The sequence below is a fragment of the Streptomyces sp. HB132 genome, from assembly GCF_016909575.1.
GTDB lineage: Bacteria > Actinomycetota > Actinomycetes > Streptomycetales > Streptomycetaceae > Streptomyces.
The window spans coordinates 129258-156223 of record NZ_JAFBGA010000007.1 but is presented as its reverse complement, the minus strand read 5'-3'; the positions used below and the strand labels follow the sequence as shown (position 1 = coordinate 156223).

Below are 26966 nucleotides of genomic sequence, written 5' to 3'. Positions count from 1 at the left end.
GAGGCCCAGCATGCCCCCGGACACTCTCGGCCGGCACGGCCCGCCCGTGGACGCGGCGCCCCTCGGCGAGGAAGAGGCGGAGGATCTGCTCCGCGGCATATGTTTCAAGACGGGACCGCCCCGGACGGTCGGTGTGGAGCTGGAATGGCTCATCCACGACCGTGAACATCCCGAGGCCGCTGTCTCCCACGACCGCTTGCGCGCCGCGGCCGACGCCGTGCGCGCGGCCCCGCCGGACGCCGCCCTGACCTTCGAACCCGGCGGTCAGCTGGAGCTCAGTTCCCGGCCCGCGAGCTCCCTCATGGAGTGCGTCGACACCATGTCCGCCGATCTCGCGTCCGTACGCGACACTCTCGGGCGGGCCGGCCTGACCCTGGCCGGCCTTGGTGTGGACCCTTGGCATCCGCCCCGCCGCCTCCTCAAGGAGCCGCGGTACGACGCGATGGAGGCCGCGCTCGACCGGTCGGGTCCCGCCGGCCGCGCCATGATGTGTTCCTCCGCCTCCGTGCAGGTCTGCCTGGACGCGGGCGAGGAGGAGCCGGGCCCGCTGGGCTACGGGCGGCGCTGGCAGCTCGGCGGCCTGCTGGGCGCTGTGCTGGTGGCGGCGTTCGCCAACTCTCCGTTCAGGCAGGGGCGGCGCACCGGCTGGCGATCGACCCGGCAGGCGCTCTGGACCCATCTCGACCCGGCCAGGTCACTCGCGCCGCAGAGCCGTCTCGCGCCGCGGGACGCCTGGGCCACCCATGTGCTCGCGACGTCCGTGATGTGCGTACGGAACGACGACGGTCCCTGGGCCGTTCCGGACGGTCTGCCGTTTCGGGACTGGATCCGCGGCGGCGGACCGAGGCCGCCGGTGCGGGCCGATCTGGACTATCACCTCACGACGTTGTTCCCCCCGGTGCGCCCGAGAGGGCATCTGGAACTGCGCATGATCGACGCCCAGTCCGGCACCGACGGCTGGCTGGTGCCCCTGGCCGTCACCACCGCGCTGTTCGACGACCCGGAGGCGGCAGAGACCGTGTATCGCACCGTGAAACCTCTGGCCGAGACCGCGGGACCGTCGCGTGCGCCCCGAAATCCGCTCTGGACGGCGGCCGCCCGTGACGGGCTGAGCGATCCCGAGCTGGCGGCGGCGGCAGCGGCCTGCTTCACGGCCGCGCTGGAGGCGCTGCCCAGGATCGGGGCGAGTGATCACGTCATCGGGACGGTCGCCGCCTTCCACGAGCGCTATGTGGCCCGGGGCCGATGTCCGGCCGACGACCTGCCCGACTTGGCACAGGCACCGTACGGAAAGGGCTTGCTCCGATGACTGGCACTCCCGCACCGCACACCGGCCAGGAACTCGACGCGGAGGCGTTGCGCGAACGCGCCCTGGCAGCACTCCTCACCGCGCGCGAGCGCACCGCCCTGCTCACCGACTGCGTCGACGACCACGAGCTCACCGCGCAGCACTCCCCGTTGATGTCGCCCCTGGTCTGGGACCTGGCGCACATCGGCAACCAGGAGGAGCTGTGGCTGCTCCGGGCCGTGGGGGGCCGCGAGGCGATCCGTCCCGAGATCGACGGACTGTACGACGCCTTCGAGCACTCCCGGGCGAGCCGGCCCTCGCTCCCTCTGCTGCCCCCCGGGGAGGCACGGGCTTACGCCGCCGACGTGCGCGGCCGGGCCCTGGACATCCTCGGCGGCGCTCCACTGGACGGCGGGGGCCGCCGCCTGGAACGGGCGGGATTCGCCTTCGGCATGGTCGCCCAGCACGAACAGCAGCACGACGAGACGATGCTGATCACCCATCAGCTCCGCTCGGGTCCTGCGGTGCTCAGCGCTCCGGAGCCGCCGGAACCCGTCGGCCCGGTCACGCTCCCCACCGAGGTGCTGGTCCCCGGGGGCCCCTTCACCATGGGGACCTCCACGGAGCCCTGGGCGCTGGACAACGAACGCCCCGCGCACCGGCGGGAGGTGGCTGCGTTCCACATCGACACCGCCCCGGTCACGTGCGGTGCCTACGTTCGCTTCATCGAGGACGGCGGCTACACCGAGGAACGCTGGTGGGCGCCCGAAGGCTGGGCGATGGTCCGCGAACACCGTCTGGCCGCGCCCCTGTCCTGGCACCGCGACGCCGGGCAGTGGCTGCGCCGGCGCTTCGGGGTCACCGAGCCCGTGCGGGCGGACGAACCGGTGCTCCACGTCAGCTGGTACGAGGCGGAGGCCTACGCCCGCTGGGCCGGCCGGCGCCTGCCGACCGAGCCGGAGTGGGAGAAGGCCGCCCGCCACGACCCCACGTCGGGGCGGTCGATGCGCTACCCCTGGGGCGACGAGGATCCGACGCCCGAGCGGGCCAATCTGGGCCAGCGCCATCTTCGGCCCGCCCCGGCCGGTGCGTACGCGGCGGGGCGGTCCGCGGCGGGCGCGGGCCAGCTGATCGGCGATGTGTGGGAGTGGACGTCGAGCGATTTCCTGCCCTACCCCGGTTTCGTGGCGTTCCCTTACCGTGAGTACTCCGAGGTGTTCTTCGGCCCCGGGCACAAGGTGCTGCGCGGCGGTTCGTTCGCCGTGGATCAGGTCGCCTGCCGCGGCACGTTCCGCAACTGGGACCTCCCGGTCCGGCGCCAGATCTTCTCCGGTTTCCGTACGGCGAGGGATGCGTGATGTGCCGTCATATCGCTTATCTCGGGCCCTCCGTGGCGCTGGGGGAGGTGCTCACCTCTCCCGTTCACGGGCTGGTGCGCCAGTCCTGGGAGCCCCGGCGCCAGCGGTCCGGCACGGTCAACGCCGACGGCTTCGGGGTCGGCTGGTACGCGGAGGGGGACCGCGTGCCCGGACGCTACCGCCGCTCCGGGCCGGTCTGGGGCGACGAGACCTTCGCCGATCTGACCCGCGTGGTTCGCAGCACGGCGCTGCTCGCCGCGGTCCGTGACGCGACGTTCGCCGGGGCGGACGGAGAGGCCGCCGCAGCGCCCTTCGCCGAGGGGTGTCTGCTGTTCAGCCACAACGGCGCGGTGCGGGGCTGGCCCGGCTCCCTCGCGCCTCTGGCCGGGGGCCTACCGCCCGAGCGGCTGCTCGCCCTGGCCGCGCGGAGTGATTCGGCTCTGATCTGGGCGCTGGTGCTCCACCGGACGGAGCAGGGCGACGAGATAGCGCAGGCGGTCGCCGACACGGTTCTCGACGTCGGCGCCGCCGCACCGGGTTCACGTCTCAATCTGCTGGTCACCGACGGTTCCACCATCGTGGCGACCACGTGGGGCGACTCCCTCTGGTATCTCCACGAACCGGGCCGCCGCACGGTGGTGGCCTCGGAACCCTACGACGACGACCCGCACTGGTGTGAGGTCCCCGACCGCACCCTGCTGGCCGCGACGCGCACTGATGTCCTGCTGACCCCGCTCAAGGAGCCCACCGCGTGAGTCCCTTCCTGCTGACCCGCACCCTGCCCGCGGACGCGACGGACGCGGCGCTGCGCGCCGATGTGCACAGCGGCCTGACGCGGCAGCCGAAGACGCTGCCGCCCAAATGGTTCTACGACGCGCGCGGCAGCGACCTCTTCGAGGAGATCACCCGGCTGGCCGAGTACTACCCGACGCGTGCCGAACGGGAGATCCTGATCGCCCGTGCCGGCGACATCGCCGCGGCGTCCGGGGCCCGGACTCTGATCGAGCTGGGTTCGGGCTCCTCGGAGAAGACGCGGCACCTGCTGGACGCGCTGCCCGACCTGCACACGTACGTGCCGGTCGATGTCAGTGAGAGTGCCCTTGCGGGCGCCGCCGAGGCACTTCTCGCGGAGCGCCCGGGGCTCTCCGTGCACGCGCTCGTCGCCGACTTCACCCATGTCCTGGAGCTGCCCAGGAGTCCCGGGCCGCGGCTGGTGGTGTTCCTCGGCGGGACGCTGGGCAACCTGCTGCCCCAGGAGCGCGCCGAGTTCCTGAGGTCCGTACGGGCGCGGCTCGAGCCCGGGGACGGGCTGCTCCTCGGCACGGACCTGGTCAAGGACGAGGCGACGCTGGTGAGTGCGTACGACGACGCGGCGGGGGTGACGGCCGCGTTCAACAAGAACGTGCTGGCGGTGGTGAACCGTGAGCTGGGGGCGGATTTCCCGCTCGACGACTTCGCCCACGTGGCCCTGTGGGACGCGGACCACGAGTGGGTGGAGATGCGGTTGCGCGCCCGCCGGGCGCTGACGGTCAAGATCCGGGAGCTGGACCTCGTGGTGCAGTTCGAGGCGGGCGAGGAGCTGCGTACCGAGATCTCCGCGAAGTTCCGTGAGGAGCGGGTGCGCGACGAGCTGGCCGCGGCGGGGATGCGGCTGGATCAGTGGTGGACGGATGCCGGGGGCAGGTTCGCCCTTTCGCTGGCGACGGCGGACTGAGCCGCGCGCGCCAGTGTCCGCCGGTCGGGCTCGCCGTCCGCGGGTACCGGCGGCAGGACCCGGATCTCGGCGGTGAGTCCGGCGGCGGTCACCACGCGCCACAGAGAGGCGGCGAAGGGGTCGTCCCCGACGAACGCGGTGGCCCCCGCCGCGTTCGTCTCCGTGGTCCGGTAGCTGATGCGGACCGGGCGGACGACGGAGCCGGCGTCGATCGCCGCCTGGAAGGCGGCGGGCCGGAAACGGCCGCCGCCGCTCCGGCCGCACCAGGTGCTGCCCTGGGGGAACACCGCGACCCGTGATCCGGCGGCCAGTGCCCCGGCGACGGCCCGCACCGCGTGCGGCAGGGCCCGCAGCCGGTCCCGCTCGATGAACAGCGTGCCGCCGAGGGCGGCGAGCGGTCCGAGCAGCGGCCAGTGGCGTATCTCGCTCTTGGCGACCATCCGGGCGGGAAGCACGGCGGCCACGAGCGGGATGTCCAGCCAGGAGACGTGGTTGGCGACCACGAGCTCGCCCGCCGGTGGCCGCGGCCCGTCCACCGGGCACCCGGTGACCCGTACGCGTACGCCGAAGGCCCGCACCACCGCGCGGGCCCACCGGCGGGTGAGCCGGTCGCGCCGTGACGGCCCGAGGAGCAGCACCGCGGGCACGGACAGCACGCCGAGGAGGGCGACCGTGCACCCGGCGAGGAGCAGGGCCACGGCGGGCAGCGGCGCCCGCCTGACGCCCTCATGACGCGCACAGGCAGCCGGGGTGCAGGGGCCGAGGGGCAGCCAGGAGCTCATCGCAGCGGCGCCAGAGAGAGGAAGTGCCGCAGGTAGCGCGGGTCGGTCCGGTCCATCGAGAGCAGGACGTAGAAGTCCGCGACGCCGAAGTCCGGGTCGTGGGCGGGGGCTCCGCAGACCCAGGCGCCGAGGCGCAGATAGCCGCGGAGCAGCGGCGGCAGTCCGGCGCGACCGCCCGCGCCGCCGCCCGGGTGGCCGGTGGTGTCCCAGAGGCGGTGGGGCGTGACCCAGTACTCCTCGGGCGCCAGGTTGTGGGTCCGTACGGTGTCCCAGCTCCGGGCGGCCAGCGCCCCTCCGTCGGCAAGGGGTACGGAGCAGCAGCCGGCCAGCCAGGTGTGGCCGGTGCGCTCCATGTAGCGTGCGAGCCCGGCCCAGATCAGGGCGATGACCGCGCCGTCGCGGTGGGCGGGATGGACGCAGGACCTCCCCACCTCGACGAGGTCGTCCCGGATCGGGCCGAGGCGCCCGAGGTCGAACTCGTTCTCCGCGTAGAGGCCGCCGGCGAGCCTGGCCCCCTCGGGCGGCAGCAGCCGGTAGGTGGCGACGACCTCTCCGGTGGCCGCCTCGCGCACCAGCAGGTGGTCACAGAACGCGTCGAAGGCGTCGCTGTCCAGGCCGGGTTCGGCGCTGTCCAGCCGGGCGCCGAGCTCCCCTGCGAAGACCAGATGGCGAAGGCGCTGGGCGGCACGTACGTCGTCCTGGCAGGTGGCGAGGGACACCCGGTACTCCGAGGGGGAGCCGGCGGGTCGCGGCGCGGGTACGGCGACGGGAGCGGGGGAAGACAGGCGCAGCACGGTCATGGATGTCTCCGGGGACGTGGTCGGCGGGCGGAGGGCCGGGCCGTCGCGGGAGTGCGACGTCCGGCTCCCCTACTTCTTCCGTGACCGGCTGGATTCGACATGACCGCTGTGGAGCGGGGGGATGTGCGACGGCTGAATCCCCGGCTGGCGGGACGGCCGGCTCCTCCCGGCTCTCGTCAGCCGGTGATCAGTCCGGACGTGATGCGGTCGGAGGCCTTCTTCGCCTCCTCCGCCGGATCGCCACCCTCCAGCACCGCCGTCATGTACGGCTTGATGGGGTTGTCCGCTTCGACGGCCGGCCAGTGGGGCGAGTTGGGAGTGGCACGGCCCTCGGTGGCGCCTTCCGCCATGGCGGCGGTTCCCTCCTGGCCCTCGACGACCCCCGCGAGTGCGGGCTTGTTGGGCACGTAGCTCATGGCGCGGGCGAGCTCCGTCTGCCACTTCTCCCCCGCGAGGGCCTTGACGACCTCGATGCCTTCGCCCCGCTGGTCGGCGCCTTCGGGCACGATCAGGTCGGATCCTCCGGTGAAGACGGCACCCGGCTTCTTCACGCTCTTTCCGGGAATCGGGAAGTATCCCAGCTTCCCCTTGAGTTCGGGGCTCCGCTGTTCGATGAGCGCGGCGCTGCCGGGTACGGAGATGATCTGGGCGACCGTGCCCCCGGCGAACACGTCGGTCTCCGGGGGCGACTGTTCGTCGGCGTCCCTGGGCCCGCTGCCGAGTGCCTGGAGCGTCTTGTAGAAGTCCATGCCCCGCAGGGCGGCGGGCGAGCCCAGGGACCCTTCCCATTCGCCGCCTCTGTCCTCGGCCAGTTCACCGCCCTCGTCCCAGATGAACCCCGCGAGGACATACCAGTTCTGACCGGCGAGGTAGATGCCCTGGCGGCCGTCCGCGTTCAGTCGCTCGGTGACGGCCACCCACTCCTCACGCGTCCTGGGGAGTGCGGTGACGCCCGCCCGCGCGAAGAGGTCCTTGTTGTAGATCACCACGCGGTTGGCCGCGTACCAGGGAATTCCGTACTGACCGCCGTCGACCTTGCCCGGCTCCGCTAGCCCCGGCAGCCAGTCCTCCCCGCCCAGGTCGCGAAGGGATTCGAGGGTGAGATCGCGCAGCCCACCGCTCTCGGCGTACTGGGCGACCTGGGTGTTGCCGACCTCGATGACATCGGGTGCGTCGTCGCCCTCGAGCACCTTCAGCACCTTGGGGCCGATTCCACCCCACTCCTGGAGGACGAAGTCGAGTTCGACCGAGGGGTGCTCGGACTCGTACGACTCCTTGAACCGGTCGAGGAAGTCCTGGGAGGCGCTGCCCTTCATCAGCCACACCGTCACCGTCCTGGTGTCGGCGCCCGCGCCGGGAAGATGGCCGCAGCCGCTCAGCGCCACGGAGGAAACGAGCGCGACGGCTCCGGCCAATTTGCGCATCTTCACGGGGGGTCACCTTCCGCGGAACGGCACGACAACACGACAGGACCCGGGTGGGGGGACTGCGGGCGGCGCTCGCACGGGCGTGTGCACCGGATTTTGGTATGGACCAATAGGCAGGTCAAGCCCTCCGTGCCACGACCCGCACTCCGACGCCTCGCGCTCCGCCCCGGAGTGAGGCACCGTGGAACCACCGAAAGGGGACACGAGATGTCTAATCACACCTACCGGGTCACCGAGATCGTGGGAACCTCCGAGGAGGGCCTCGACGCGGCGATCCGGAACGGCGTCGCAAGAGCCTCCGAAACGTTGCACAATCTCGACTGGTTCGAGATGACGCAGGTGCGCGGCCACATCGAGGACGGCCGCATCGCGCACTACCAGGTGGGACTCAAGGTCGGATTCCGGCTCGACGAGAACGGCTGACGTCCGCACCGGGGCATCTCGTCGGGATCGGCCCGGACCCGCGTGCCCCGGAGTTCCGGCTCACCGCGGCCTGCGGACACGACGAAAGGACGGGTACATGACGGATCAGGACCTCGGCGGACGCCGTGTGCTGACGATCGTGACCAACTACGGCGTCGAGCAGGACGAACTCGTCGTCCCGGTGCGGCATCTGCGGGACGCCGGCGCGACCGTGGACATCGCGGCGATGTCGAACGATCCCATCCGCACGCTCGTCGGGGACAAGGACCCCGGGGAGACCGTCCGGCCGTCCCTGACCCTGCCCGAGGTGGACCCCGACGGCTACGACCTGCTGCTCGTGCCCGGCGGGACCCTCAATGCCGACACACTTCGGCTGCAGGACGCCACGCCGGACATCGTCCGCTCGTTCACGACGGCCGGCCGTCCTGTCGCGGCCATCTGCCACGGCCCGTGGGCGCTCGTCGAGTCGGATGTCGTCAGGGACAGGACCCTCACCTCCTACGCCTCACTGCGGACGGACATCCGCAACGCGGGCGGAACGTGGGTCGACGAGCCGGTGGTCAGAGACGACACCGGGGGCTGGACCCTGATCACCTCACGCACACCGGACGATCTTGACGCGTTCCTCCGCGAGATCGACAAGGAACTCTCGCCGGCGGACGTCTGAACCCTCGACGCCCGAGCGCCTCGCGCCGTTGCTCATCGCTCATCGCGGAACGGCCCAGGACGCCTCTCCTCCCCCTCGGGCCGCGGTGATGAACCGCCGCGCCCCCACCCGCACCGTGGCACGCAGGCAGGGCGGGAGGCGGAGCGTCGCCGCTCGAGATGCAGGCGGGACCCGCCACTGTTTCGCTGAAGGTGTCCGCTCCCCCACAGATCCAGGAGTGATCATGAGTGTTGCAGGTGAGTCCGGCGGCCGTGTGAGGCAGCTGCGCGCCAAGGCACAGGAACTGAACGAGGCCGCGGAACGCGCCACCGATCCGGAGCAGCGGCAGCGGCTCCAGGACAAGGCCCGCCGCCTGCGGGAGCAGAGCGAGCAGGAGAGCTCCATGAACGACCGCGGCATGGACCCGATGGTGTAGGTCCGGCGCCCACCCTGCCGGTGGTCCTGATCTGTGAGGGAGGATCACCGGCAGGAGCATGCCCACACCACCGATCCCCGACGGAGCCGTGCCGCCGATGTCCACCCCCCATGATCCGTGCGTCCGGGTGCGCGGCGCGCGCGAACACAATCTCCGGGATGTCGACGTCGACATCCCGCGGGACGCCCTCGTGGTCTTCACCGGCGTCTCGGGCTCGGGCAAGTCCTCCCTGGCCTTCGGGACGATCTATGCGGAGGCCCAGCGCCGCTACTTCGAGTCGGTCGCCCCTTACGCCCGCCGTCTGATCCACCAGGTCGGGGCACCCGATGTCGGTGAGATCACCGGTCTGCCGCCCGCCGTGTCCCTGGAGCAGCGCCGCTCGGCGCCCGGATCACGCTCCTCGGTGGGGACGGTCACCACCCTGTCCAACTCCCTCCGCATGCTCGTCTCACGCGCCGGTGACTATCCGCCCGGTGCCGCGCGGCTCGACTCCGACTCCTTCTCGCCGAACACGGCGGCCGGAGCGTGCCCCGAGTGCCACGGTCTGGGGCTGATCCACCGCACCACCGAGGAACTGCTCGTGCCGGACCCGTCGTTGTCGATCCGGGAGGGTGCGATCGCGGCCTGGCCGGGGGCGTGGCAGGGCAAGAACCTGCGCGATGTGCTGGACGCCCTCGGGTACGACGTCGGGCGGCCGTGGCGGGAGCTGGAGGCGGCGGACCGGGAGTGGATCCTGTTCACCGACGAGCAGCCGGTGGTGACGGTGCATCCGGTGCGCGACGCGGGCCGCATCCAGCGTCCCTACCAGGGCACGTACATGAGCGCACGTCGCTATGTGATGCACACGTTCGCCGACTCCAGGAGCCGGTCGCTGCGGGCGAAGGCGGAGCGTTTCCTGACGAGCGCACCGTGTCCTGTGTGCGGGGGCAGCCGGCTGCGCCCCGAGGCCCTGGCGGTCACCTTCGCGGGCCGCACGATCGCCGACCTCGTCGCGCTCCCGCTCTCCGCCCTCGCGGCGGTGCTGCTGGACGAGGGTGGGGCGAGTGACACGGCGCGGGTGCTCACCGCCGACCTGCTCGCCAGGATCGAGCCCGTCACGGAACTGGGGCTCGGCTATCTCAGCCTCGACCGTACGGCCCCCACCCTGTCCTCGGGCGAATTGCAGCGGTTGAGGCTCGCCACCCAGCTCCGGTCGGGGCTGTTCGGTGTCGTCTACGTGCTGGACGAGCCGTCGGCGGGCCTCCACCCCGCCGACACGGAGCCCCTGCTCGAAGTGCTCGGCAGGCTCAAGCGGGCGGGGAACTCGGTGTTCGTGGTGGAGCACCAGATGGACGTGGTGCGGCAGGCCGACTGGCTGGTGGATGTCGGACCGCTGGCGGGTGAGCACGGGGGCCGCGTCCTGCACAGCGGGCCTCCGGCGGGCCTCGCCGGGGTCACCGGATCCGCGACCCGGCGGTTCCTCTTCGACGAGGATCCGCCGCCCGTCCGTGAGCCGCGCGAGCCTTCCGGGTGGCTCCGGCTGCGTGGGGTCGACCGGCACAATGTGCGCGGGGTCGACGCCGACTTCCCTCTCGGGGTGCTGACGGCCGTCACCGGGGTGTCGGGATCGGGCAAGTCGACCCTGGTCGGCCAGGTACTGGCAGGTGTGCTGGCCGACCGGCAGCCGGCGGACGTTGCCGGGGAACCCGCGCGTGTGGAGGGCTGTGCGTCGGCGGAGGGTCTGGAGGCCGTGGACCGGCTGGTGCAGGTCGACCAGAGACCCATCGGCCGTACGCCCCGCTCCAACCTGGCCACGTACACGGGTCTGTTCGACGTCGTGCGGAGACTGTTCGCGGACACGGAGGCGGCACGGGCGCGGAAGTACCGGGCGGGCCGGTTCTCGTTCAATGTGGCGGGTGGGCGGTGCGAGACCTGCCAGGGCGAGGGTTTCGTCTCGGTCGAGTTGCTGTTCCTGCCCAGTACGTACACCCCCTGCCCGGACTGTCACGGGGCGCGCTACAACCCGCGGACCCTCGACGTCACCCTGCGCGGTCTCACGATCGCCGAGGTGCTGGACCTGACGGTGGAGGCGGCGGCCGGGTTCCTGGCTGGGACCCCGGCGGCGGAGCGCAGCCTGCGGGCCCTGCTCGACGTGGGGCTCGGCTATCTGCGCCTGGGCCAGCCGGCGCCGGAGCTGTCCGGTGGTGAGGCACAGCGGATCAAGCTCGCGACGGAGCTCCAGCGCACTCGGCGGGGACACACGCTCTATCTGCTGGACGAACCGACGACGGGGCTGCATCCGGCCGACGTGGAGGTGCTGATGCGCCAGTTGCACGGGCTCGTCGAGGCGGGCGACAGCGTGGTGGTCGTCGAGCACGACATGGCGGTGGTGGCCGGTGCGGACCGGGTGATCGACCTGGGGCCCGGCGGCGGGGACCGGGGCGGCCGGATCGTCGCCACCGGCACGCCGCGGGAGGTCGCCCGCGTGGCGGGGAGCCGTACGGCCGCGTACCTGGCGAAGGCGCTGCGGACGGGCTGACTCCCCGCGTCGGGACGGATCAGCGGCGCACCTTGCGGTTGGCGCGCAGCCACTCCTTGTTCATCGCGGTGATCGACGGCAGCGGGATGCCCTTGGGGCAGGCCGTGGCGCATTCACCGGTGAGGGTGCAGCCGCCGAACCCCTCGTCGTCCATGGTGGCGACCATGTCGAGCACCCGGGTCTCCCGCTCGGGCGCTCCCTGCGGGAGCACGCCCAGGTGGTTGACCTTGGCGGAGGTGAAGAGCATCGCGGAGCCGTTCGGGCAGGCCGCTACGCAGGCGCCGCAGCCGATGCACTCGGCGTGCTCGAACGCCGAGTCCGCGTCCGGCTTGGGCACCGGGGTGGCGTGCGCGTCGGGCGCGGTCCCGGTGGGCGCCGAGATGTATCCGCCGGCCTGGATGATCCGGTCGAAGGAGGAGCGGTCGACGACGAGGTCCTTGACGACCGGGAAGGCCGACGCGCGCCACGGTTCGATGTCGATCGTGTCGCCGTCGTCGAAGGACCGCATGTGGAGCTGGCAGGTGGTGGTCCGCTCCGGGCCGTGGGCGTCGCCGTTGATGACGAGGCTGCACGCGCCGCAGATGCCTTCGCGGCAGTCGTGGTCGAAGGCCACGGACTCGTCCCCGCCGAGGATGAGTTCCTCGTTGAGGGTGTCGAGCATCTCCAGGAACGACATGTCCTGGGAGATGCCGTCGACTTCGTAGGTTGCCATGGCGCCGGGCGCCTCGGCGTTCTGCTGGCGCCAGACGCGCAGGGTGAGCTTCATGCGTAGCTCCGCTGGGTGGGGTGGACGTACTCGAAGACGAGGTCTTCCTTGTGCAGGAGGGGGGCGTCGCCGGTGGCGCTGAACTCCCAGGCCGCGGCGTAGGAGAACTCCTCGTCCCGGCGGGCGGCCTCGCCGTCCGGGGTCTGCGACTCCTCGCGGAAGTGGCCGCCGCAGGATTCGGCGCGGTGCAGGGCGTCGAGGCACATGAGCTCGGCGAGCTCCAGGTAGTCGACGACGCGGTTGGCCTTCTCCAGCGACTGGTTGAACTGCTCGCCGGTGCCGGGCACCTTGATGCGGCGCCAGAACTCCTCGCGGATCTGCGGGATCCGGTCGAGGGCCTTGCGGAGTCCTTCCTCGGTGCGGGCCATACCGCAGAACTCCCACATGAGTTCGCCGATCTCGCGGTGGAAGGAGTCCGGGGTGCGGTCGCCGTCGACCGCGAGGAGGAGGTTGAGCCTGTCCTCGGTCTCGGCGACGGCCTCGGTGACCTCCGGGTGGCCGGCGTCGATCCCCTCGGTGTGCGGGTTGCGGGCGAGGTAGTCGTTGATGGTCGACGGCAGGACGAAGTAGCCGTCGGCGAGGCCCTGCATCAGCGCGGAGGCGCCCAGGCGGTTGGCGCCGTGGTCGGAGAAGTTGGCCTCGCCGATGGCGAAGAGGCCGGGGATCGTGGTCTGGAGGTCGTAGTCGACCCACAGGCCGCCCATCGTGTAGTGGACGGCGGGATAGATCCGCATGGGTGTCTCGTACGGGTTCTCCGCGGTGATGCGGGCGTACATGTCGAAGAGGTTGCCGTACTTCTCCTCGACCTTCTTCCGGCCCATGCGCTCGATGGCCTCGGCGAAGTCGAGGTAGACGCCCTGCCCGCCGGGACCGACGCCGCGGCCCTCGTCGCAGACGTTCTTCGCGGCGCGGGAGGCGATGTCGCGGGGCACGAGGTTGCCGAAGGCCGGGTAGACGCGCTCGAGGTAGTAGTCCCGCTCGTCCTCGGGGATCTGGTTCGCGGGCCGGTCGTCGCCCTTGGCCTTCGGGACCCAGATGCGTCCGTCGTTGCGCAGCGATTCGCTCATCAGGGTCAGCTTCGACTGGTGGTCGCCGGTGCGCGGGATGCAGGTGGGGTGGATCTGGGTGAAGCAGGGGTTCGCGAAATAGGCACCACGGCGGTGGGCGCGCCAGATCGCGGTGGCGTTGGAGTTCATGGCGTTCGTCGACAGGTAGAAGACGTTGCCGTAGCCGCCGCTGGCCAGCACGACCGCGTCTGCGAAGTAGGTGTCGATCTTCCCGGTGACGAGGTCACGGGCCACGATGCCGCGGGCCTTGCCGTCGACCACGATCAGGTCGAGCATCTCGGTGCGCGCGTGCAACTCGACGTTGCCCGCGGCGATCTGCCGGGAGAGCGCCTGGTAGGCGCCGAGGAGGAGCTGCTGCCCCGTCTGCCCGCGGGCGTAGAAGGTGCGGGACACCTGGACACCGCCGAAGGAGCGGTTGTCGAGGAGGCCGCCGTACTCGCGGGCGAAGGGGACTCCCTGCGCGACGCACTGGTCGATGATCTCCACGGAGATCTCGGCGAGGCGGTGGACGTTGGACTCGCGGGCGCGGAAGTCGCCGCCCTTGACGGTGTCGTAGAAGAGGCGGTGCACCGAGTCGCCGTCGTTGCGGTAGTTCTTGGCGGCGTTGATGCCGCCCTGCGCGGCGACGGAGTGGGCGCGGCGTGGAGAGTCCTGGAAGCAGAACTGGACGACGTGATAGCCCTGTTCGGCGAGGGTCGCGCCGGCCGAACCGCCGGCCAGACCGGTGCCGACCACGATGACGGTGTGCTTGCGGCGGTTGGCAGGGTTGACGAGCTTCGCCTCGAAGCGCCGGGTGTCCCAGCGCTCCGCGACGGGGCCCGAGGGCGCCTTCGTGTCGACGACGGGCTCGCCGGTGCGATAGTTCGTGTAGTCGCGCATGTCAGCTCACCACTCCGGTCATCACTGCGACGGGCACGGATACGAAGCCCGTCGTCAGCACCACTGCGAGGACGTTGGCGAGGCCTTTCAGGACGCGGTCCCGCGTCGCGCTGCCCACGCCGAGGGTCTGCGCCGCGCTCCAGAACCCGTGCTGGACGTGCAGGCCGACGGCGAGCACGGCGACGATGTAGATGACGTTGCCGTACCAGGTGGAGAAGGTGTCCAGCACGTTCTGGTACGGGCGCCCCGACTGGAACCCTCCGGTGTGCACGGTTCCGGTCGTGAGGTCCAGGATGTGCCAGACGATGAACAGCGCGAGGATGATGCCGCCGTAGCGCATGGTCCGGGTGGCATAGCTCGAACGCGCTTTCCTGTGGACGTACGCCGTCGGGCGCGCCCTGAGGTCACGTCGGCTCAGCTGATACGCGCAGACGGCGTGCAGTACGACGGCCGCCACCAGCACCACACGGATGATCCACAGCGCCCACTCGTAGTGCAGGAAGGGCTCGCCGAGGGTCCGGAGCCAGTGCGCGTAGTGGTTGAACTCGTCAGGTCCGAAGAAGATCTTCAGGTTGCCCAGCATGTGGACCACCAGATAACCCAGCATGATCAGACCGCTAACAGCCATGATCGTCTTCTTGCCGACGGACGAGTCCCAGAGCGTACGCGTCATGGACGGCCGTCGGTCCGTCCGCGTTGCCAATGCCATGGACACGACGCTAGAGGTGAAGGGCACCATCAGTCCAAGTCATGGATCGACTCATCTCCATAGGTACTCTCTATGTAGTTCGCTATCGTCGGTCCCATGCACTTCCAACAGCTCGCCTACTTCGTGGCCGTGGCCGAGGCCCGGCACTTCACCCGGGCCGCCGAATTGGTGCACGTGTCCCAGCCCTCCCTCTCCCAGCAGATCAAGGCCCTGGAGAACGAACTGGGCGCCGAGCTGTTCAGCCGGGCACGCGGCAACATCGCGCTGACGGACGCGGGCGAGGCGCTGCTGCCCCTCGCCCGCAGGATCCTGGCCGACGCGGACACCGCACGGCACGAGGTACAGGAACTCGTACAGCTGCGCAGGGGCCGGATCAGGCTCGGCGCCACCCCGAGTGTCTGCACCGGCCTGCTACCCGATGTGCTGCGCGCCTTCCACGGAGCGCACCCCGGCATCCAGCTCCTGATCGAGGAGGGCGGCTCCCACGACCTCGTACGGCAGCTGGCCCGGGGCGGGCTCGACCTCGCACTGCTCGTGCTGCCGCTGCCCGCCGCCTCTCCCGCGCTGACCACGGTGGAGTTGCTGCACGAGGACCTGGTGGTGGTGTCGTCCGCTTCCAGGCCCGCGCCCGGACAAGAGGGCTCCGTGCGCGTCGCCGATCTCGCGCACCAACCGCTGGTGATGTTCCGGCACGGCTACGACCTGCGGGAGCTGACCGTCGCCGCGTGCCGGGCGGAGGGCTTCGAGCCGTCGTTCACGGTGGAGGGCGGCGAGATGGACGCCGTACTCGGGTTCGTCCGGGCAGGCCTCGGCATCGCCGTCGTCCCCCGCATGGTGGCCGTACGGGCCGGTCAGGACCTCCGGACGACACCGCTGGCCTCGCCGGGCCTGCGGCGCACGATCGCGCTGGCGCACCGCAGCGACGTGGAACCGCCGCGGGCGGCCCGCGAGCTGCAGCGCATGCTGCTGGGGTCGGGGCCGCCGGTCGTGCCCCTGCCCGCCGACGGGCGGGGTCGGGCTGCCGGCGACTGAGAGGGCGGGGTCCTCAGACCGCGTCCGCCAGCAGCAGCGCGTGGATCCGGTCGGGGGCACCCGGCTTGGCGTAGTACCACCCCTGTGCGGTGTCGCAGCCGAGCTGTCGCAACTGCTCCGCCTGGGCGCCCGTCTCGACTCCCTCCACCGTGACCGCGAGGTCGAGGCTGTGGGCGAGCGAGACGATGCCTTCGACGATCTTCAGGTCGACGGGGTCGGCCGGGTGGTGCTGCATGCCCTGGGTGAAGGAACGATCCAGCTTGAGCACGCTCACCGGCAGCCGGCGCAGGTTCGCCAGATTCGAGTAGCCGGTGCCGAAGTCGTCCAGCGCGATGTCGACACCCATCTCCGCCAGCTGGCGCAGCGGTTTGAGCAGATCGTCGTCCGCGCCGATCAGTGCGGACTCGGTGACCTCGAGGCAGAGCGCGCCGGGTTCCAGACCGGAGCGTTCCAGCACGTCGACGGTCTCGGCGACCAGGTTGGGGTGGTGCAGCTGGGTCGGGGAGAGGTTGACGTTGATCCGCAGGGGACCGCCGTCGGTGTGCCGTTCCTGCCAGAAGTTCGCCTGCCGGACGGACTCCTCCAGGACCCAGCGACCGAGCGGCACGATCAGCCCGGTGTGCTCGGCGAGCGGGATGAACCGGTCGGGGCCGAGCACGCCGTGCTGCGGATGACACCAGCGCACCAGGGCCTCGGCGCCGTGCACGCTGCCGTCCCCGAGGTGCACCAGCGGCTGGTACTCGATGAAGAACTCGCCGCGGTCCAGCGCCGCGGGCAGCGCCGTGGTCAGTCCGTGGCGGGTGATGGCGCGGGCGTCGGCCTCGGCGTCGGCCAGTGCGAAGCGGTTTCCTCCCGCGGCCTTGGCCCGGTACATCGTGATGTCGGCGCTCCGCAGCACCTCGGCGGCGGTGCGTTCGCCCGAAGGGCCTTCGACGACACCGACCGATCCGCGTACGGTCAGTTCCCGGCCGTCCAGACGGATGGGCGTGGCGAGCGCCAGAAGAATGCGCCCGGCCAGCTCGTGTACGTCGTCCTGGGTGTGCGGGCCCGTCGTGAGGGCCACGAACTCGTCGCCGCCCAGCCGCGCGACCATCTCACCGGGGGCCGTGGCACAACTCTGCAGCCGGTCGGCGACCTCGACCAGGAGCCGGTCCCCCGCCGCGTGGCCCAGGCTGTCGTTGATCGCCTTGAAGCCGTCCAGGTCGAGGTAGCAGAGCCCGAAGCGCATGCCCTCCCGAGGGGCGAGGGCCTTCTCCAGGCGTTCGAAGAACAGCGTCCGGTTGGGCAGTCCGGTGAGCGCGTCGTGGGTGGCCTCGTAGCGCAGCCGCAGGTTGAGCAGCCGGCGCTCGGTGGTGTCCTCCAGGAGGGCCAGCTGGTACTCCGGCCGCCCTTCCGGGTCCCGCAGCAGCGACACGGTGAGGTTGGTCCACAGCACGGTGCCGTCGTTGCGGTAGTACGGCTTCTCGACGCTGTAGTGCTCGCGCTCGCCGCGCACCAGTTCGTCGTAGTACTTCCACACGTAGGGCGAGTCCTCGGGGTGGACCCACTCGTTCACCTTGTGGCTGCGGACGTGGTGCTCCAGCCCGCCGAACATCCGGGTGAGGGTGTCGTTGATCTCCAGGATGTTTCCCTCGAGGTCGGCGATGCCGATCCCGACGGCGGCGTCCTTGAACACGGCGCGGAAGCGTGCCTCGGTGGCGTGGAGCGCCTGCTCGGCGTGCGAGCGGGCGGTGAGCGCCGAGCGGGCGATCGCCTCCTGCTCGGCGAGCGTCCGCTCACGCAGGGCCTGGGTGAAGCCCCCTGCGAGCGCGTGCTGGATCCGGGCGCACCGGGCCCGACTGTCCTCGGTGGACAGCTCCACCGGCCCGTTGCCGCCGCAGTAGAGGACCAGGTAGGAGTCGACGACTCCGAGCGTGGAGCTCAGAGCGTCGGGATCCGTGCAGTGCGCGGCGACCAGCGCGCCTCCCACACGGTGCGCGGGGGTCGCGTCGAAGACCCGCGTGTGAAGGATGTCGCTGAGCTCCCGGGCGAGCGGCAGCAGATGCTTCTCGAACTCCGGGCGGGTCATGGAGGTGGCCGTGGAGGGGAAGATCGCCCGGCTCCAGATGGTGGCGAATCTCCGGAGCCGGCCCTCGGGGCCGTCGGGTTCCGCGTCCGGGGCGCCGGACGACTGGGCGGGAATGCTCACGCCTTGCGTCCGACCCCGGCGAAGCCCGAATAAGTGAACGGGTCCTCCTGCGCGAGTGCCTCGCGGGACTCAGGGCGCCACTCGGGCATGGGGACCAGCCCGGGCTCGATCATCTCGTACCCCTCGAAGAAGCCGCTGATCTCCGTCCGGGAACGCATGATCAGCGGATTGCGGATGGTCCGGTAGACGTCGACCGTCCCGCCCGCCACCTCCTGGGTGAGCGGAATCCCCTCGTACGAGGCATGGGTCAGGACCAACAGGCTGCCGGGGGCCAGCGCGTCGCGCAGTTCGGCGACGGCCTCGTACGGATCGTCCGCGTCCTCGACGAAGTGGAGCACCGCCACCAGGAGCAGCGCCACCGGCTTGTCCAGGTCGAGGAGGGCGGTGATCTCCGGGTTCTGCAGGATCTCCTGGGGCTTCCGCAGATCCGCGGCGGCGATGATGGCCCGCTCGTTGCCCTCGAGTACCGCCTGACTGTGTGCGACCGCGACCGAGTCGTGGTCGACGTAGGCGATGCGTGCCTCGGGGTCGGCCGCCTGGGCGACTTCATGAACATTGCCGAAGGTAGGTATGCCCGACCCGATGTCCAGGAACTGATTGACTCCCGATGTGGTCGCATAGTGCACGGCCCGCCGCATAAAGGCGCGATTCGCCTGCATGACCTTCGGCAGGCCCGGCATGAACTCCATGGCCTTACGGGCCGCTTCCCTGTCCACCTCGAAATTGTGCGAACCGCCCAGGTAGAAGTCGTACATGCGAGACACGCTCGGCACCGAGATGTCAATGCCCTGCGGTGCCCAGGCGGGACGCTCCATCGATGTCTCCAACAAGTCGCTACGGCGATCCGGCCATGTTCATGGTCAGTGTGGACCAGAGGCTACTGATCGACCGCCAGGAGAGCGAGTGGAAACGGAAATTAGAGATCCGTTATTGGTCACACACCGGAGGCATGTGCGGCCGTCCCGTCGCTGCGTGTACGCATTCGGCGACGGACCGGAATCACATAGGGGTCCGAACGCTACTCGGGCGCTCCGGCCGGCTTCGCCTCGGGCGAGACCGCGTACCATCTGCCCCCGACGCCTTGGCCGTTGGTGTCTGCAGGCTTCGCGTCCCCGGAGAGGCTGCAGAGCGGCCGGCAGTCGAGGGATTGTTGTTGGGTGCCGTCCGGACGGTCGAGGCTGACGAACTCCCTTCGTGGCGACTCCTTCGACATCATTCTTCGGCACGGGGGCGACGACCGGCCACATTTTCGGACAGTCGCCCGCCCAGGCGGACTTCATCGGCATGCCGAGTCCTTCTGGAAGCGGTAAACCGTCATGCCGCGCCCGTCCACGACGCTGTCTCCGAGTTCCGGGTCCTTGCGGACGGAAATTCCGGCGAGGGCGGTCTGCCGACCGCCGGTGGGCCCCTCGGCGCCGGCCGGCGTCGACCACGTCCCGCCGACACCCCGCCCATTGGCGTCACCGGGCCCGGAGTACTCGGCATAGCGGTACATCGGCGCACCCCCGACGGTCAGCTGTTTCGTTCCGTCGGACCGTGTGACCTCGCCGATCAGTGAGCCATCGGCGCCCGCGGGCGCTTCGGCGCCCTGAGCGGGTACCGCGGGCCACGCCTTCGCACACTCACCATCGCAATTCGACGTGGGTGGTTCGGAGGTGTCCTTGTCGAACCGGTAGAGCGTGAACCCCTCGCTACCGGTCAGCACCTTGCCCAGCTTCCTGCTGTCCCACACGGCGAGTTGCCCGGCCTCCTCCCGCGCCCCGCCCGCGGCGGCGTCGGACCCGTCACCGCCGTCCGAGCCGTACGCGCCATCGGCCGCCTGCTGTGCGGGAGCCGCGTTTCCCACGGCCCGGCCGTCGCAGGACGCGGTAGCCCTCTCCTGACCGCACGCCGTCGTCAGCACCAACAGGGCCACCGCCGTCACCGCGAGCGAGGCGTTCCGCCAGGCATTCGCGTCGACTCCCGCCGTCCTTCCGCCGGCCGGGACGCGAGACCGCGCCGTTCGTGGCCCCAGGTACGGCCGACCGGTCCCCACACGTTCGACGAGAGCCCGTACGAGTTTCGGCGGGCGTAAACGCGAATTGCCGAAGGTCCCCTCCATCAGGGGAATCAGCTCCCCCCTCCGCGTGTACGGCGGCTGAGGGGAACATGCTCCCCGGCGTGTACGGATCACGCATATGGCGGCTGACGGCCGCCACCCTGCTCCTGCTGCTCGCCGCCCCGTCGCCGGCGGCCGGTGACGACTGTGCGGTCGCCTCCATCGGGCAGGGGGACGGCGGTTCGTCCGTCGCCGTGGCGGGCGAGGGGCGGTGCGGGGCGGTCATCGCCGAACCCGAGCCGGAGCCCGAACCCGCTCCCCCGCCTCCCCCTCCACCCACTCCACCTCCACCCCCTCCACCCCCGCCTCCACCGCCTCCTCCACCTCCACCACCTCCGCCGCCTCCTCCTGCACCCGCACCTCCCGAACCGGAACCGAAACCGGAACCCGCGTCACCGCGACCCACCGCGCGCCCCGCACCACCGACCCAGGCCCCCGTCGCGCTCCCCACCTACCGAAAGCCTCCCCGCAAGACACCACGGACCGGGCCGTCATTGGTCTCGCTCACCCTTCTGATCACCGCGCCCGCCGTCTTCGCCGTAGCCGTGCTGCGGCCCCGCTCGTCCCGCTGACCGAAGAAGGGAACCCATGTCGGAATGGCTTGTTCTGACCATCGCTATGGCGTCGGCATGCGCTGTCGTACTGACCATCGCCGTCCTCAGTAACCGGCGCATCCCCGAGGACGACGACCCGTCCGAGACTCCCGACGTGATCGAGTACATGACGATGATGATCGGAGTGGTGTACGCGATCGTGCTCGGCCTGGCCATCGCGGGCGTGTGGGAGGGCCGTAGCGCCGCCCAGGAGTCGGTACGCCTGGAGGCGCAGGCCCTGCACGAGGTGAGCGCACGGTCGGCCGTCTACCCCGCCGAGGTCCGCGACCGGATCCGCGCGGACGTCGACGCCTACGTCTCCCACGTGGTCGGCGACGAATGGAGGTCGATGACGGACCACGGCAGTCTCACGGAGGAGGGCACCAGACTTCTCGACAGGGTGCGGGCCGACGTGACGGAGTACAAGCCCCGAACGGACCACGAGGGGCAGGCGTACCAGCCGCTGGTGGACCAGGTGGCCGCCGTCGACGACGCCCGGGGGTCCCGGGGGCAGAACGCGGGTGCGACCATGCCCGGAGTCGTCTGGTTCGGCCTGATCACGGGGGCCGTGGTCACGGTCGGGCTGATCTTCACGCTTCAGATCCGCAGAACCTTCCGTGAACTGTTGCTGGCGGGACTCTTCAGCGTGCTGATCGCCTTTCTGCTCTTCCTGATCTGGGACTTCGACGCCCCCTTCGGCCGGGGCATCTCGGCGACCACCGCCCCCTTCGTGGACCTGTTCCCACACGCCGCCGGCCGATAGGAGCACACCCGCCGCGCCATGTCCCCCGGCCGGTCCGCCGGCCGGGGGACATGGCTGCCCCATTCGCCTGACACCGATCGCGGGTGATATACGGCGCTTCTACCGTTTCCGGCATCGAGGTGCATCCATGCCTCGCGGAAATCCGTTCCGCGACTGCCCCTCGGGACCCGGAGGATTCACCATGCGCGCGATACGTGTCGCACCCGTCGCCCTGCTGGGCGCCGCCGCCTGCTTCCTGATGGCACCGGCCGCATCGGCCGATGTGCTCAACGGCGGCACGTCCACCCCGTTCACGCCGACCATCACTCCGTCGAGGGTCGCGCCGGGGGGCCAGGTCACCCTCGGCGCCGTGGGGTGCACCAGCGAAGCGACCGCGTTCTCGGGCGTGTTCGACACGACCACCATCCCGAGCGGCAGGTCGGCCACCGCCACGGTCGACCGGGACGCGCGGCAGGGTGCCGTCTACGAGGTGACCTTCCGCTGCGGCACCACCACACGGTCGGCCAACCTGACGATCACCGGCGGTGCCACCAGTTCCCCCACCGCCACTCCCACCACGGCCCCCACGACCAGTTCGACCGCCTCCCCCAGTGGTGTGCTGGGCGGTCTCGGCGGGAGCGTCGACACGATGGATCCCGCGGAGATCGCGGCCGGCTCCGCGCTGGTGGCGGCCGCTTCTGCGGGTGCTTTCTACGTTCTGCGCAAGCGCCGCACGAGCCGTCAGCACTGACGGCTCAGCACCGCATACAGACGCACGACGGTCGCCCCGGGTCCTGGTCAAGGACTCGGGGCGACGGGCGTATCGGGCCGGGAAGGAGGTTCGACGTGTCAGATCGCCGCATTGCTCATCCGGCGACGGACGAGGAAGACGGCACCGCCGACGGCCGCTGCCGCGGCGAGGCCGCCGCCGACCTGCATCTCGACGGAGCTGGGGCCCATGGAGCCGCCGAGGCCGCCCTGCGCGCCACGGGAGTGGAGGACGGTGAAGCGCGCGGTCGCCACCGACGGGTCACCGCCGTTGCCACCCTGCCCGCCGTTACCGCCAGCCTGGCCACCGTTGCCGCCGCCCTGGCCGCCGTTGCCACCGTTGCCGCCGTTGCCGCCCTGGCCGCCCTGGCCGCCCTGACCACGGTCGCCACCGTTGCCGCCCTGGCCGCCGTTGCCGCCCTGGCCGCCGTCGCCTCCGTTGCCGCCGCCGAAGTTGTTGTCGTTGTCGTTGCACCTCACGGACAGGCTGTACTGACCGGGCGTCGCGTTGTCCCGGATACGCGCCGTGGCGTAGCCGACCCGGCCCGGCGACAGGTTGACCGTCGGAAAGGCGTTCGACCACACCCGGCCGCCGGAACGCCCGCAGCCCTCCGCGCTGACCTGCATCGTGGCGCCCTGGAAGACCGAGGACGGGTTGACGGTGACATTGGTCGGGAAGTTGCTCGGGTTACTGCCCGGGCCGCCGCCGGCGGCGGCCAGCGGGGCAGCGAGCCCGACCGCCGCGAATGCGGTCGCGGTCACCGCGAGAGCGCGTGAAGCACGCATCTTTGAACCTCCAGCGGGAAGCGCCCCGGAGTCATGTTCTCCGGGATCAGTCGACGAGAACGCCTCCCATGACGAACCCTCACCAGATACCGCACATGCCGCACATCGGCACTGCTCCACCCGGTGAACCGACACGCCGTCCACCGCGTGAGGGACCTGACGGAGCCGCAGGTCACGGACCGTCAGAATTTTTATCCGCTCATTACTCCGAAGAGAAGACGCCGCAGGCGGGGTCCGATCGGCCGCCACCCGTTCGCCCTTCCCTGATCGCCGCCGCGAGGACGTCCGCCTAGCGTGGCGATGTCGCGACGAAGGGAGAACCATGGGCCGGGACCAGTGGGGCGCCGAGCGGAGCAGACGCACACCGTGGGGCGCGATCGCCCTGGTGATGCTCACCGGCCTCGCTCTCATGCGCAACGGCGTGGAGACCTCCCCCGGTCCGCCGCAGCCGGCCGCCGCGGCTTCGGTGGCCGGCCCACGGGACACGGGAGTGCCCCCCGCGGCCGGGGGCGATTCCGTGGAGCCGCTCGCATACGCCCCCGCGGCTCGCATCCGGATTCCGTCGATCCAGGTCGACGCACCCGTCGTCGACGTGAACCTCGACCCGGCCGGCTGGATCGAGGCACCCCCCGCCCAGGACCCGAACCTCGCCGGCTGGTACCAGAACGGCATCGCCCCGGGCCAGCGCGGCACCTCCGTGATGGTCGGTCACGTCGACAACCTCGCCGGTCCGGCGGTCTTCTACGGACTGGGCTCCCTGAGCAGGGGCCAGCAGATCGAGGTGTCCCGCTACGACGACCGGGTCGCGGTGTTCGAGATCTACGGCGTGGAGGTCTTCGCCAAGAACGACTTCCCCGGAGCCCGGGTGTACGGCGACACCGGGCAGGCCGAACTCCGGGTCATCACCTGTGGCGGCGGCTACTCGAAGGCCGACGGCTACGACGGGAACGTGGTGGTGTTCGCCCGGCTGGTCGAGACGCGGTAGCCGCTGCGGGCTCCTGCCGCCGGCGGTCAGGAGCGGTGCGGGACCGTCGGGCGGTAGCCCCTCCCGATCAGCGCAGGCAGATACCGGCGCAGGGCGGCCACGCTCTGGGACCGGTTCCCGCCCGCATCGTGCGACAGCACCACGACGCCGGGCGCTGCACCCTTCTCGACCCGGCGGACGATGGTGTCGGTTCCCGGCGTTGTCCAGTCCAGCGTGTCGACGGTCCAGGCCATCGGCTCCATGCCCAACGCGGCACCGATCTCGAAGGAATTGCGGTTCCAGGCGCCGTATGGAGCCCGGTACCAGAGCGGCGGAGCGCCCAGCGTCCTCTCGATCACCTCACTGGTGCTGCCCAGTTCCTCACGGATCGCGCCCCGGGAGAGCTTCGGGACCAGAGGGTGCGACCAGGTGTGGTTGCCGACCACATGCCCGTCGTCCGCCATCTCGCGCAGCAGGTCGGGGTTGTCGGCCGCCATCTCTCCGCAGACGAAGAACATCGCCCGCACGCCGTACCGGCGGAGCGTGGCGAGGATGTCCGGCGTGTATCTCGGGTCGGGGCCGTCGTCGAAGCTGAGCACCATCGCGTCGCTCCCCGGTTCGGGCAGCTTCTCGAACGGCCGGGTACGGACGGGCGGCGGGGCGGGGCGGAAGCGAGCTGGTGTGTTCGAGGTCATGGGCCGCAGGCGATAGGAGCCCGGGCCCGCCTGCGCTCCGGCCGGAGGTCCGGCCGCCGGGGCCGGAGCCGGGGGTTCGCCGCCGGGCCGCACGGGCGTCCCGGCAGGATCCGCCGCGATCATGTGCACCGCCGCGGCGGCCCCCAGTGCGAGGGCGAGGCGCAGCACGACGCGTCTTTCCACTGGAATCTGATCATGTTTCATGACCAACTGCTCGCACGGAGTCACACCCGCTCCTGCCGCCGACACCGGATATCGGATGTTTTGCACCCGATGGATGGAGCGCCCGGGCGGTGGGCGGTGGGGACGTCCCCGGCCTGCGCGGAGGCGCCCTGAGCACGGCAAGCGGGAGCGACTACCCTCGGGGCCGTGACAGACCAGCAACACCACCGGTTCGAGCGCGGCACGGACGGCCCCAAGGTGATCGTCGCGGGACTCGACGGGTCCGAGTCCTCGATGCGGGCCGCGGCCTACGCGGCGGGCCTCGCCCGTCGGCAGAACGCGATGCTCGCCCTCGTCTACGTCCAGCCCGTGATGTCCGCCGGTGCCGCCCTGGGAGCCCCGGTGGCCGAGGCCACCGGGGAGGTCGCGGAGGGACTGGTGAACGAGATCCGGTCCGCGACCGACCGGCTCAAGGACACATGGAACGTCCGCTGGGAGTTCCACACCTTCCACGGCGACCCCTACAACGGCCTGGTGACCGCGGCCGACGAACTGAAGGCGGACGCCGTGGTCGTGGGCGCGTCGGAGTCCGCCGGGCACCGCTTCATCGGCTCGGTCGCGGTACGGCTCGTGAAGGCCGGGCGCTGGCCGGTGACCGTCGTGCCGTAGCGCCGCCCGAGGAAGCGCCGGTCGTCACTTCCCCGCTACGAGACCGTCCTGGGCCGCGCCACGGCTCAGGACAGCACGCTGGATCCGGTCGCGGATCCCGCCGAGCCGGCCGCGGTCCGGCCCGGCCGTGGAGGATGCCCCGGAGTCGAGGGACACGACGCGCCCCGCCGTGGGATCGAACCACTGCGGAATGAACTCGGCCTTCTCGACGGCCCAGCGCTGCCCGGGCTTCGCCGGCGGCCCGAAGGTGAAGCGGCCCATCGAGCTCTCGTTGGCGCGTGGGTCCCGTGCCCCTTCGTAGTTGATCATGGCACCCGCGACCTGGTCGCCCATGCCGTACACGATCCAGGTGCCGTTGACCTTCTCGTACGCCTGCGGGACGTGCGCGTGGGTGCCGAGGATCAGGTCGATGTCGGGGCGCTCGCCGCTGCCGGAGGCCGTGAGTTCGCGGCCGAGTGCGAGCTGGACGTCGTCGGGGGCGTCCTGCCACTCGGTGCCCCAGTGCAGGGAGACCACGACGACGTCGGCGCCCGCCTTGCGGGCCGCCCTGGCGTCCGAGACGATCCGGTCCTTGTCGATCAGGTTGACCGCCCAGGGCCGCCCGGCGGGGAGCGGGATGTCGTTGGTGCCGTAGGTGTACGCGAGGTGGGCGACCTTCGCGGCGTTCTTGCCCTTTCCCGCCCTGAGCAGGGTGGGGCGGGAAGCCTCCGCGGCGGAGCGGGCGGATCCGGCGTGGGCGACGCCGGCCCGGTCCAGCGCGTCGAGGGTGCGTCCGACTCCCTCTGCGCCGTCGTCGAGGGTGTGGTTGGAGGCGGTGGAGCACGAGTCGAAGCCGGTGGCACGCAGGGCGGTCGCCACCTCGGGCGGCGACTTGAACGACGGGTATCCGGTGTAGGGGCCGCCCTTTTCGCCGTACGCCGTCTCCATGTGGCAGATGGCCAGATCCGCACCCGACACGGCGGGTGCGGCGCCCTTGAGCATCGGGCGGAAGTCGTAGCCCTTGCCACCGGCGTCGGCTGCGGCCCGGTCGATGATCACGGAGTGCGGCAGGATGTCACCCGAGGCCAGCAGCGTGAAGGTGCGCGCGCCCTCATCGCCCCCGGCGCCCGCCCCGTTGACCCCCGGCTCGGCGGAGAGTTGTCGCCCGGCGAACCCGGGGGGCGAGGGCTGCTGGCCGGTACAGGCCGTTGCGGTGGCGAGCAGACCGGCGATGGCGACCGCCGCGCCCTGTCGGATGCGCTTCGTCATCTGGACGACTCCCGGTTCGGATCATTTCGACCATATGAATACACATATATTCATACTGGTGAGTCAAGGACAAAGAAGGCGATGTACCTGAATCGGCCGTATCGCCGACCGCCGACCGTTCACCGCACCACTCGCCGCTCCGTGCGACCGCTCGGCGCACACCTCGGTGCACCGCCTGTTCCCACGCGTACCGATGCGTTCGTATACG

At 71.0% G+C, this 26966-nt stretch carries 24 protein-coding genes and 1 pseudogene; 13 read left to right on the top strand and 12 right to left on the bottom strand.

All coding sequences use genetic code 11. The features are described 5' to 3' along the window. Nucleotides 1-10 precede the first annotated feature (10 nt). Genes egtA through egtD form a run of 4 tightly spaced genes read left to right on the top strand, consistent with a single transcriptional unit; the run spans nucleotide 11 to nucleotide 4360 of the window. Complete coding sequence (egtA, locus tag JOC24_RS17725; RefSeq protein ID WP_205021291.1) at nucleotides 11-1309, top strand: ergothioneine biosynthesis glutamate--cysteine ligase EgtA; 1299 nt, start codon at nucleotides 11-13, stop codon at nucleotides 1307-1309. Continuing rightward, the gene (egtB, locus tag JOC24_RS17720; RefSeq protein ID WP_205021290.1) at nucleotides 1306-2646 is read left to right on the top strand and encodes an ergothioneine biosynthesis protein EgtB; all 1341 of its coding nucleotides are present in this window, start codon (nucleotides 1306-1308) and stop codon (nucleotides 2644-2646) included. The genes egtA and egtB overlap by 4 nt, the downstream gene beginning before the upstream one ends. Next, the gene (gene egtC, locus JOC24_RS17715) at nucleotides 2646-3401 is read left to right on the top strand and encodes an ergothioneine biosynthesis protein EgtC (protein WP_205021289.1); all 756 of its coding nucleotides are present in this window, start codon (nucleotides 2646-2648) and stop codon (nucleotides 3399-3401) included. Before egtB ends, egtC begins: the two co-directional genes overlap by 1 nt. Further along, nucleotides 3398-4360, top strand: a complete 963-nt coding sequence (egtD, locus tag JOC24_RS17710) for an L-histidine N(alpha)-methyltransferase (RefSeq protein ID WP_205021288.1) — start codon at nucleotides 3398-3400, stop codon at nucleotides 4358-4360. The genes egtC and egtD overlap by 4 nt, the downstream gene beginning before the upstream one ends. Here the strand turns inward: egtD and JOC24_RS17705 are convergent. The 3 genes from JOC24_RS17705 to JOC24_RS17695 all read right to left on the bottom strand — a co-directional run bounded on the left by JOC24_RS17705 (nucleotide 4303) and on the right by JOC24_RS17695 (nucleotide 7372). Further along, a complete protein-coding gene (locus tag JOC24_RS17705; protein ID WP_205021287.1) occupies nucleotides 4303-5142 on the bottom strand; it encodes a lysophospholipid acyltransferase family protein in 840 nt (279 codons plus the stop codon). The genes egtD and JOC24_RS17705 overlap by 58 nt on opposite strands. Continuing rightward, complete coding sequence (locus JOC24_RS17700) at nucleotides 5139-5942, bottom strand: GNAT family N-acetyltransferase (protein WP_205021286.1); 804 nt, start codon at nucleotides 5940-5942, stop codon at nucleotides 5139-5141. The genes JOC24_RS17705 and JOC24_RS17700 overlap by 4 nt, the downstream gene beginning before the upstream one ends. 176 nt (nucleotides 5943-6118) lie before the next feature. Next, nucleotides 6119-7372: an extracellular solute-binding protein gene (locus JOC24_RS17695; RefSeq protein ID WP_205021285.1), complete on the bottom strand. Its 1254-nt coding sequence runs from the start codon at nucleotides 7370-7372 to the stop codon at nucleotides 6119-6121. Between the two features lie 204 nt (nucleotides 7373-7576). On the opposite strand from JOC24_RS17695, the gene JOC24_RS17690 reads away from it, so the two are divergent. From JOC24_RS17690 to JOC24_RS17675, 4 genes are all read left to right on the top strand, one after another. Then, the gene (locus JOC24_RS17690; protein WP_205021284.1) at nucleotides 7577-7792 is read left to right on the top strand and encodes a dodecin; all 216 of its coding nucleotides are present in this window, start codon (nucleotides 7577-7579) and stop codon (nucleotides 7790-7792) included. A gap of 97 nt (nucleotides 7793-7889) precedes the next feature. Continuing rightward, on the top strand, nucleotides 7890-8459 hold the full coding sequence (locus tag JOC24_RS17685) for a type 1 glutamine amidotransferase domain-containing protein (protein WP_205021283.1): 570 nt from the start codon (nucleotides 7890-7892) through the stop codon (nucleotides 8457-8459). 223 nt (nucleotides 8460-8682) lie between these two features. Then, the gene (locus JOC24_RS17680; protein WP_147960976.1) at nucleotides 8683-8874 is read left to right on the top strand and encodes a DUF6381 family protein; all 192 of its coding nucleotides are present in this window, start codon (nucleotides 8683-8685) and stop codon (nucleotides 8872-8874) included. A gap of 97 nt (nucleotides 8875-8971) precedes the next feature. Continuing rightward, nucleotides 8972-11392: an excinuclease ABC subunit UvrA gene (locus tag JOC24_RS17675; RefSeq protein WP_205021513.1), complete on the top strand. Its 2421-nt coding sequence runs from the start codon at nucleotides 8972-8974 to the stop codon at nucleotides 11390-11392. Nucleotides 11393-11411: 19 nt separating this feature from the next. Here the strand turns inward: JOC24_RS17675 and JOC24_RS17670 are convergent, their stop codons facing one another. The 3 genes from JOC24_RS17670 to JOC24_RS17660 are packed head-to-tail and all read right to left on the bottom strand — an operon-like array spanning nucleotide 11412 to nucleotide 14813. Then, nucleotides 11412-12158 (bottom strand): succinate dehydrogenase/fumarate reductase iron-sulfur subunit, encoded by a 747-nt coding sequence (locus JOC24_RS17670; RefSeq protein WP_205021282.1) that lies wholly within the window; start codon nucleotides 12156-12158, stop codon nucleotides 11412-11414. Further along, nucleotides 12155-14104 carry a fumarate reductase/succinate dehydrogenase flavoprotein subunit gene (locus JOC24_RS17665; RefSeq protein ID WP_205021281.1) on the bottom strand — a complete coding sequence of 650 codons (1950 nt, stop codon included), beginning with the start codon at nucleotides 14102-14104 and terminating at the stop codon, nucleotides 12155-12157. Before JOC24_RS17665 ends, JOC24_RS17670 begins: the two co-directional genes overlap by 4 nt. A 1-nt stretch (nucleotide 14105) precedes the next feature. Further along, nucleotides 14106-14813, bottom strand: coding sequence for a succinate dehydrogenase (locus tag JOC24_RS17660; RefSeq protein ID WP_205021280.1), 708 nt, complete (start codon nucleotides 14811-14813; stop codon nucleotides 14106-14108). 96 nt (nucleotides 14814-14909) lie between these two features. Between JOC24_RS17660 and JOC24_RS17655 the strand changes: the two genes are divergently transcribed. Continuing rightward, complete coding sequence (locus JOC24_RS17655; protein WP_205021279.1) at nucleotides 14910-15845, top strand: LysR family transcriptional regulator; 936 nt, start codon at nucleotides 14910-14912, stop codon at nucleotides 15843-15845. Between the two features lie 13 nt (nucleotides 15846-15858). Here JOC24_RS17655 and JOC24_RS17650 read toward each other — a convergent pair whose 3' ends face one another. The 3 genes and pseudogenes from JOC24_RS17650 to JOC24_RS17640 form a co-directional block, all read right to left on the bottom strand. Then, a complete protein-coding gene (locus tag JOC24_RS17650) occupies nucleotides 15859-18033 on the bottom strand; it encodes a putative bifunctional diguanylate cyclase/phosphodiesterase (RefSeq protein ID WP_205021278.1) in 2175 nt (724 codons plus the stop codon). Then, on the bottom strand, nucleotides 18030-18848 hold the full coding sequence (locus JOC24_RS17645; RefSeq protein ID WP_205021277.1) for an SAM-dependent methyltransferase: 819 nt from the start codon (nucleotides 18846-18848) through the stop codon (nucleotides 18030-18032). The genes JOC24_RS17650 and JOC24_RS17645 overlap by 4 nt, the downstream gene beginning before the upstream one ends. Before the next feature lie 203 nt (nucleotides 18849-19051). After that, nucleotides 19052-19957 (bottom strand): annotated as a pseudogene (locus JOC24_RS17640) (SCO0930 family lipoprotein). Nucleotides 19958-20719: 762 nt separating this feature from the next. On the opposite strand from JOC24_RS17640, the gene JOC24_RS17635 reads away from it, so the two are divergent. Both JOC24_RS17635 and JOC24_RS17630 read left to right on the top strand, forming a co-directional pair. Further along, the gene (locus JOC24_RS17635; RefSeq protein ID WP_205021276.1) at nucleotides 20720-21487 is read left to right on the top strand and encodes a bestrophin-like domain; all 768 of its coding nucleotides are present in this window, start codon (nucleotides 20720-20722) and stop codon (nucleotides 21485-21487) included. A gap of 181 nt (nucleotides 21488-21668) precedes the next feature. Continuing rightward, nucleotides 21669-22217 (top strand): hypothetical protein, encoded by a 549-nt coding sequence (locus tag JOC24_RS17630; RefSeq protein ID WP_205021275.1) that lies wholly within the window; start codon nucleotides 21669-21671, stop codon nucleotides 22215-22217. Nucleotides 22218-22315: 98 nt separating this feature from the next. On the opposite strand, the gene JOC24_RS17625 is transcribed toward JOC24_RS17630, so the two are convergent. Beyond that, nucleotides 22316-23020: a hypothetical protein gene (locus JOC24_RS17625; RefSeq protein WP_205021274.1), complete on the bottom strand. Its 705-nt coding sequence runs from the start codon at nucleotides 23018-23020 to the stop codon at nucleotides 22316-22318. Between the two features lie 322 nt (nucleotides 23021-23342). Here JOC24_RS17625 and JOC24_RS17620 point away from each other — a divergent pair, with 322 nt between their 5' ends. After that, the gene (locus tag JOC24_RS17620; RefSeq protein ID WP_205021273.1) at nucleotides 23343-24005 is read left to right on the top strand and encodes a class F sortase; all 663 of its coding nucleotides are present in this window, start codon (nucleotides 23343-23345) and stop codon (nucleotides 24003-24005) included. 26 nt (nucleotides 24006-24031) lie between these two features. Here JOC24_RS17620 and JOC24_RS17615 read toward each other — a convergent pair whose 3' ends face one another. Next, nucleotides 24032-24883 (bottom strand): polysaccharide deacetylase family protein, encoded by an 852-nt coding sequence (locus JOC24_RS17615; protein WP_205021272.1) that lies wholly within the window; start codon nucleotides 24881-24883, stop codon nucleotides 24032-24034. A 165-nt stretch (nucleotides 24884-25048) separates the two neighbouring features. Between JOC24_RS17615 and JOC24_RS17610 the strand changes: the two genes are divergently transcribed. Further along, the gene (locus JOC24_RS17610; RefSeq protein ID WP_205021271.1) at nucleotides 25049-25510 is read left to right on the top strand and encodes a universal stress protein; all 462 of its coding nucleotides are present in this window, start codon (nucleotides 25049-25051) and stop codon (nucleotides 25508-25510) included. 24 nt (nucleotides 25511-25534) lie between these two features. On the opposite strand, the gene JOC24_RS17605 is transcribed toward JOC24_RS17610, so the two are convergent. Then, nucleotides 25535-26758, bottom strand: coding sequence for a CapA family protein (locus JOC24_RS17605; RefSeq protein WP_205021270.1), 1224 nt, complete (start codon nucleotides 26756-26758; stop codon nucleotides 25535-25537). Nucleotides 26759-26966 lie beyond the last annotated feature (208 nt).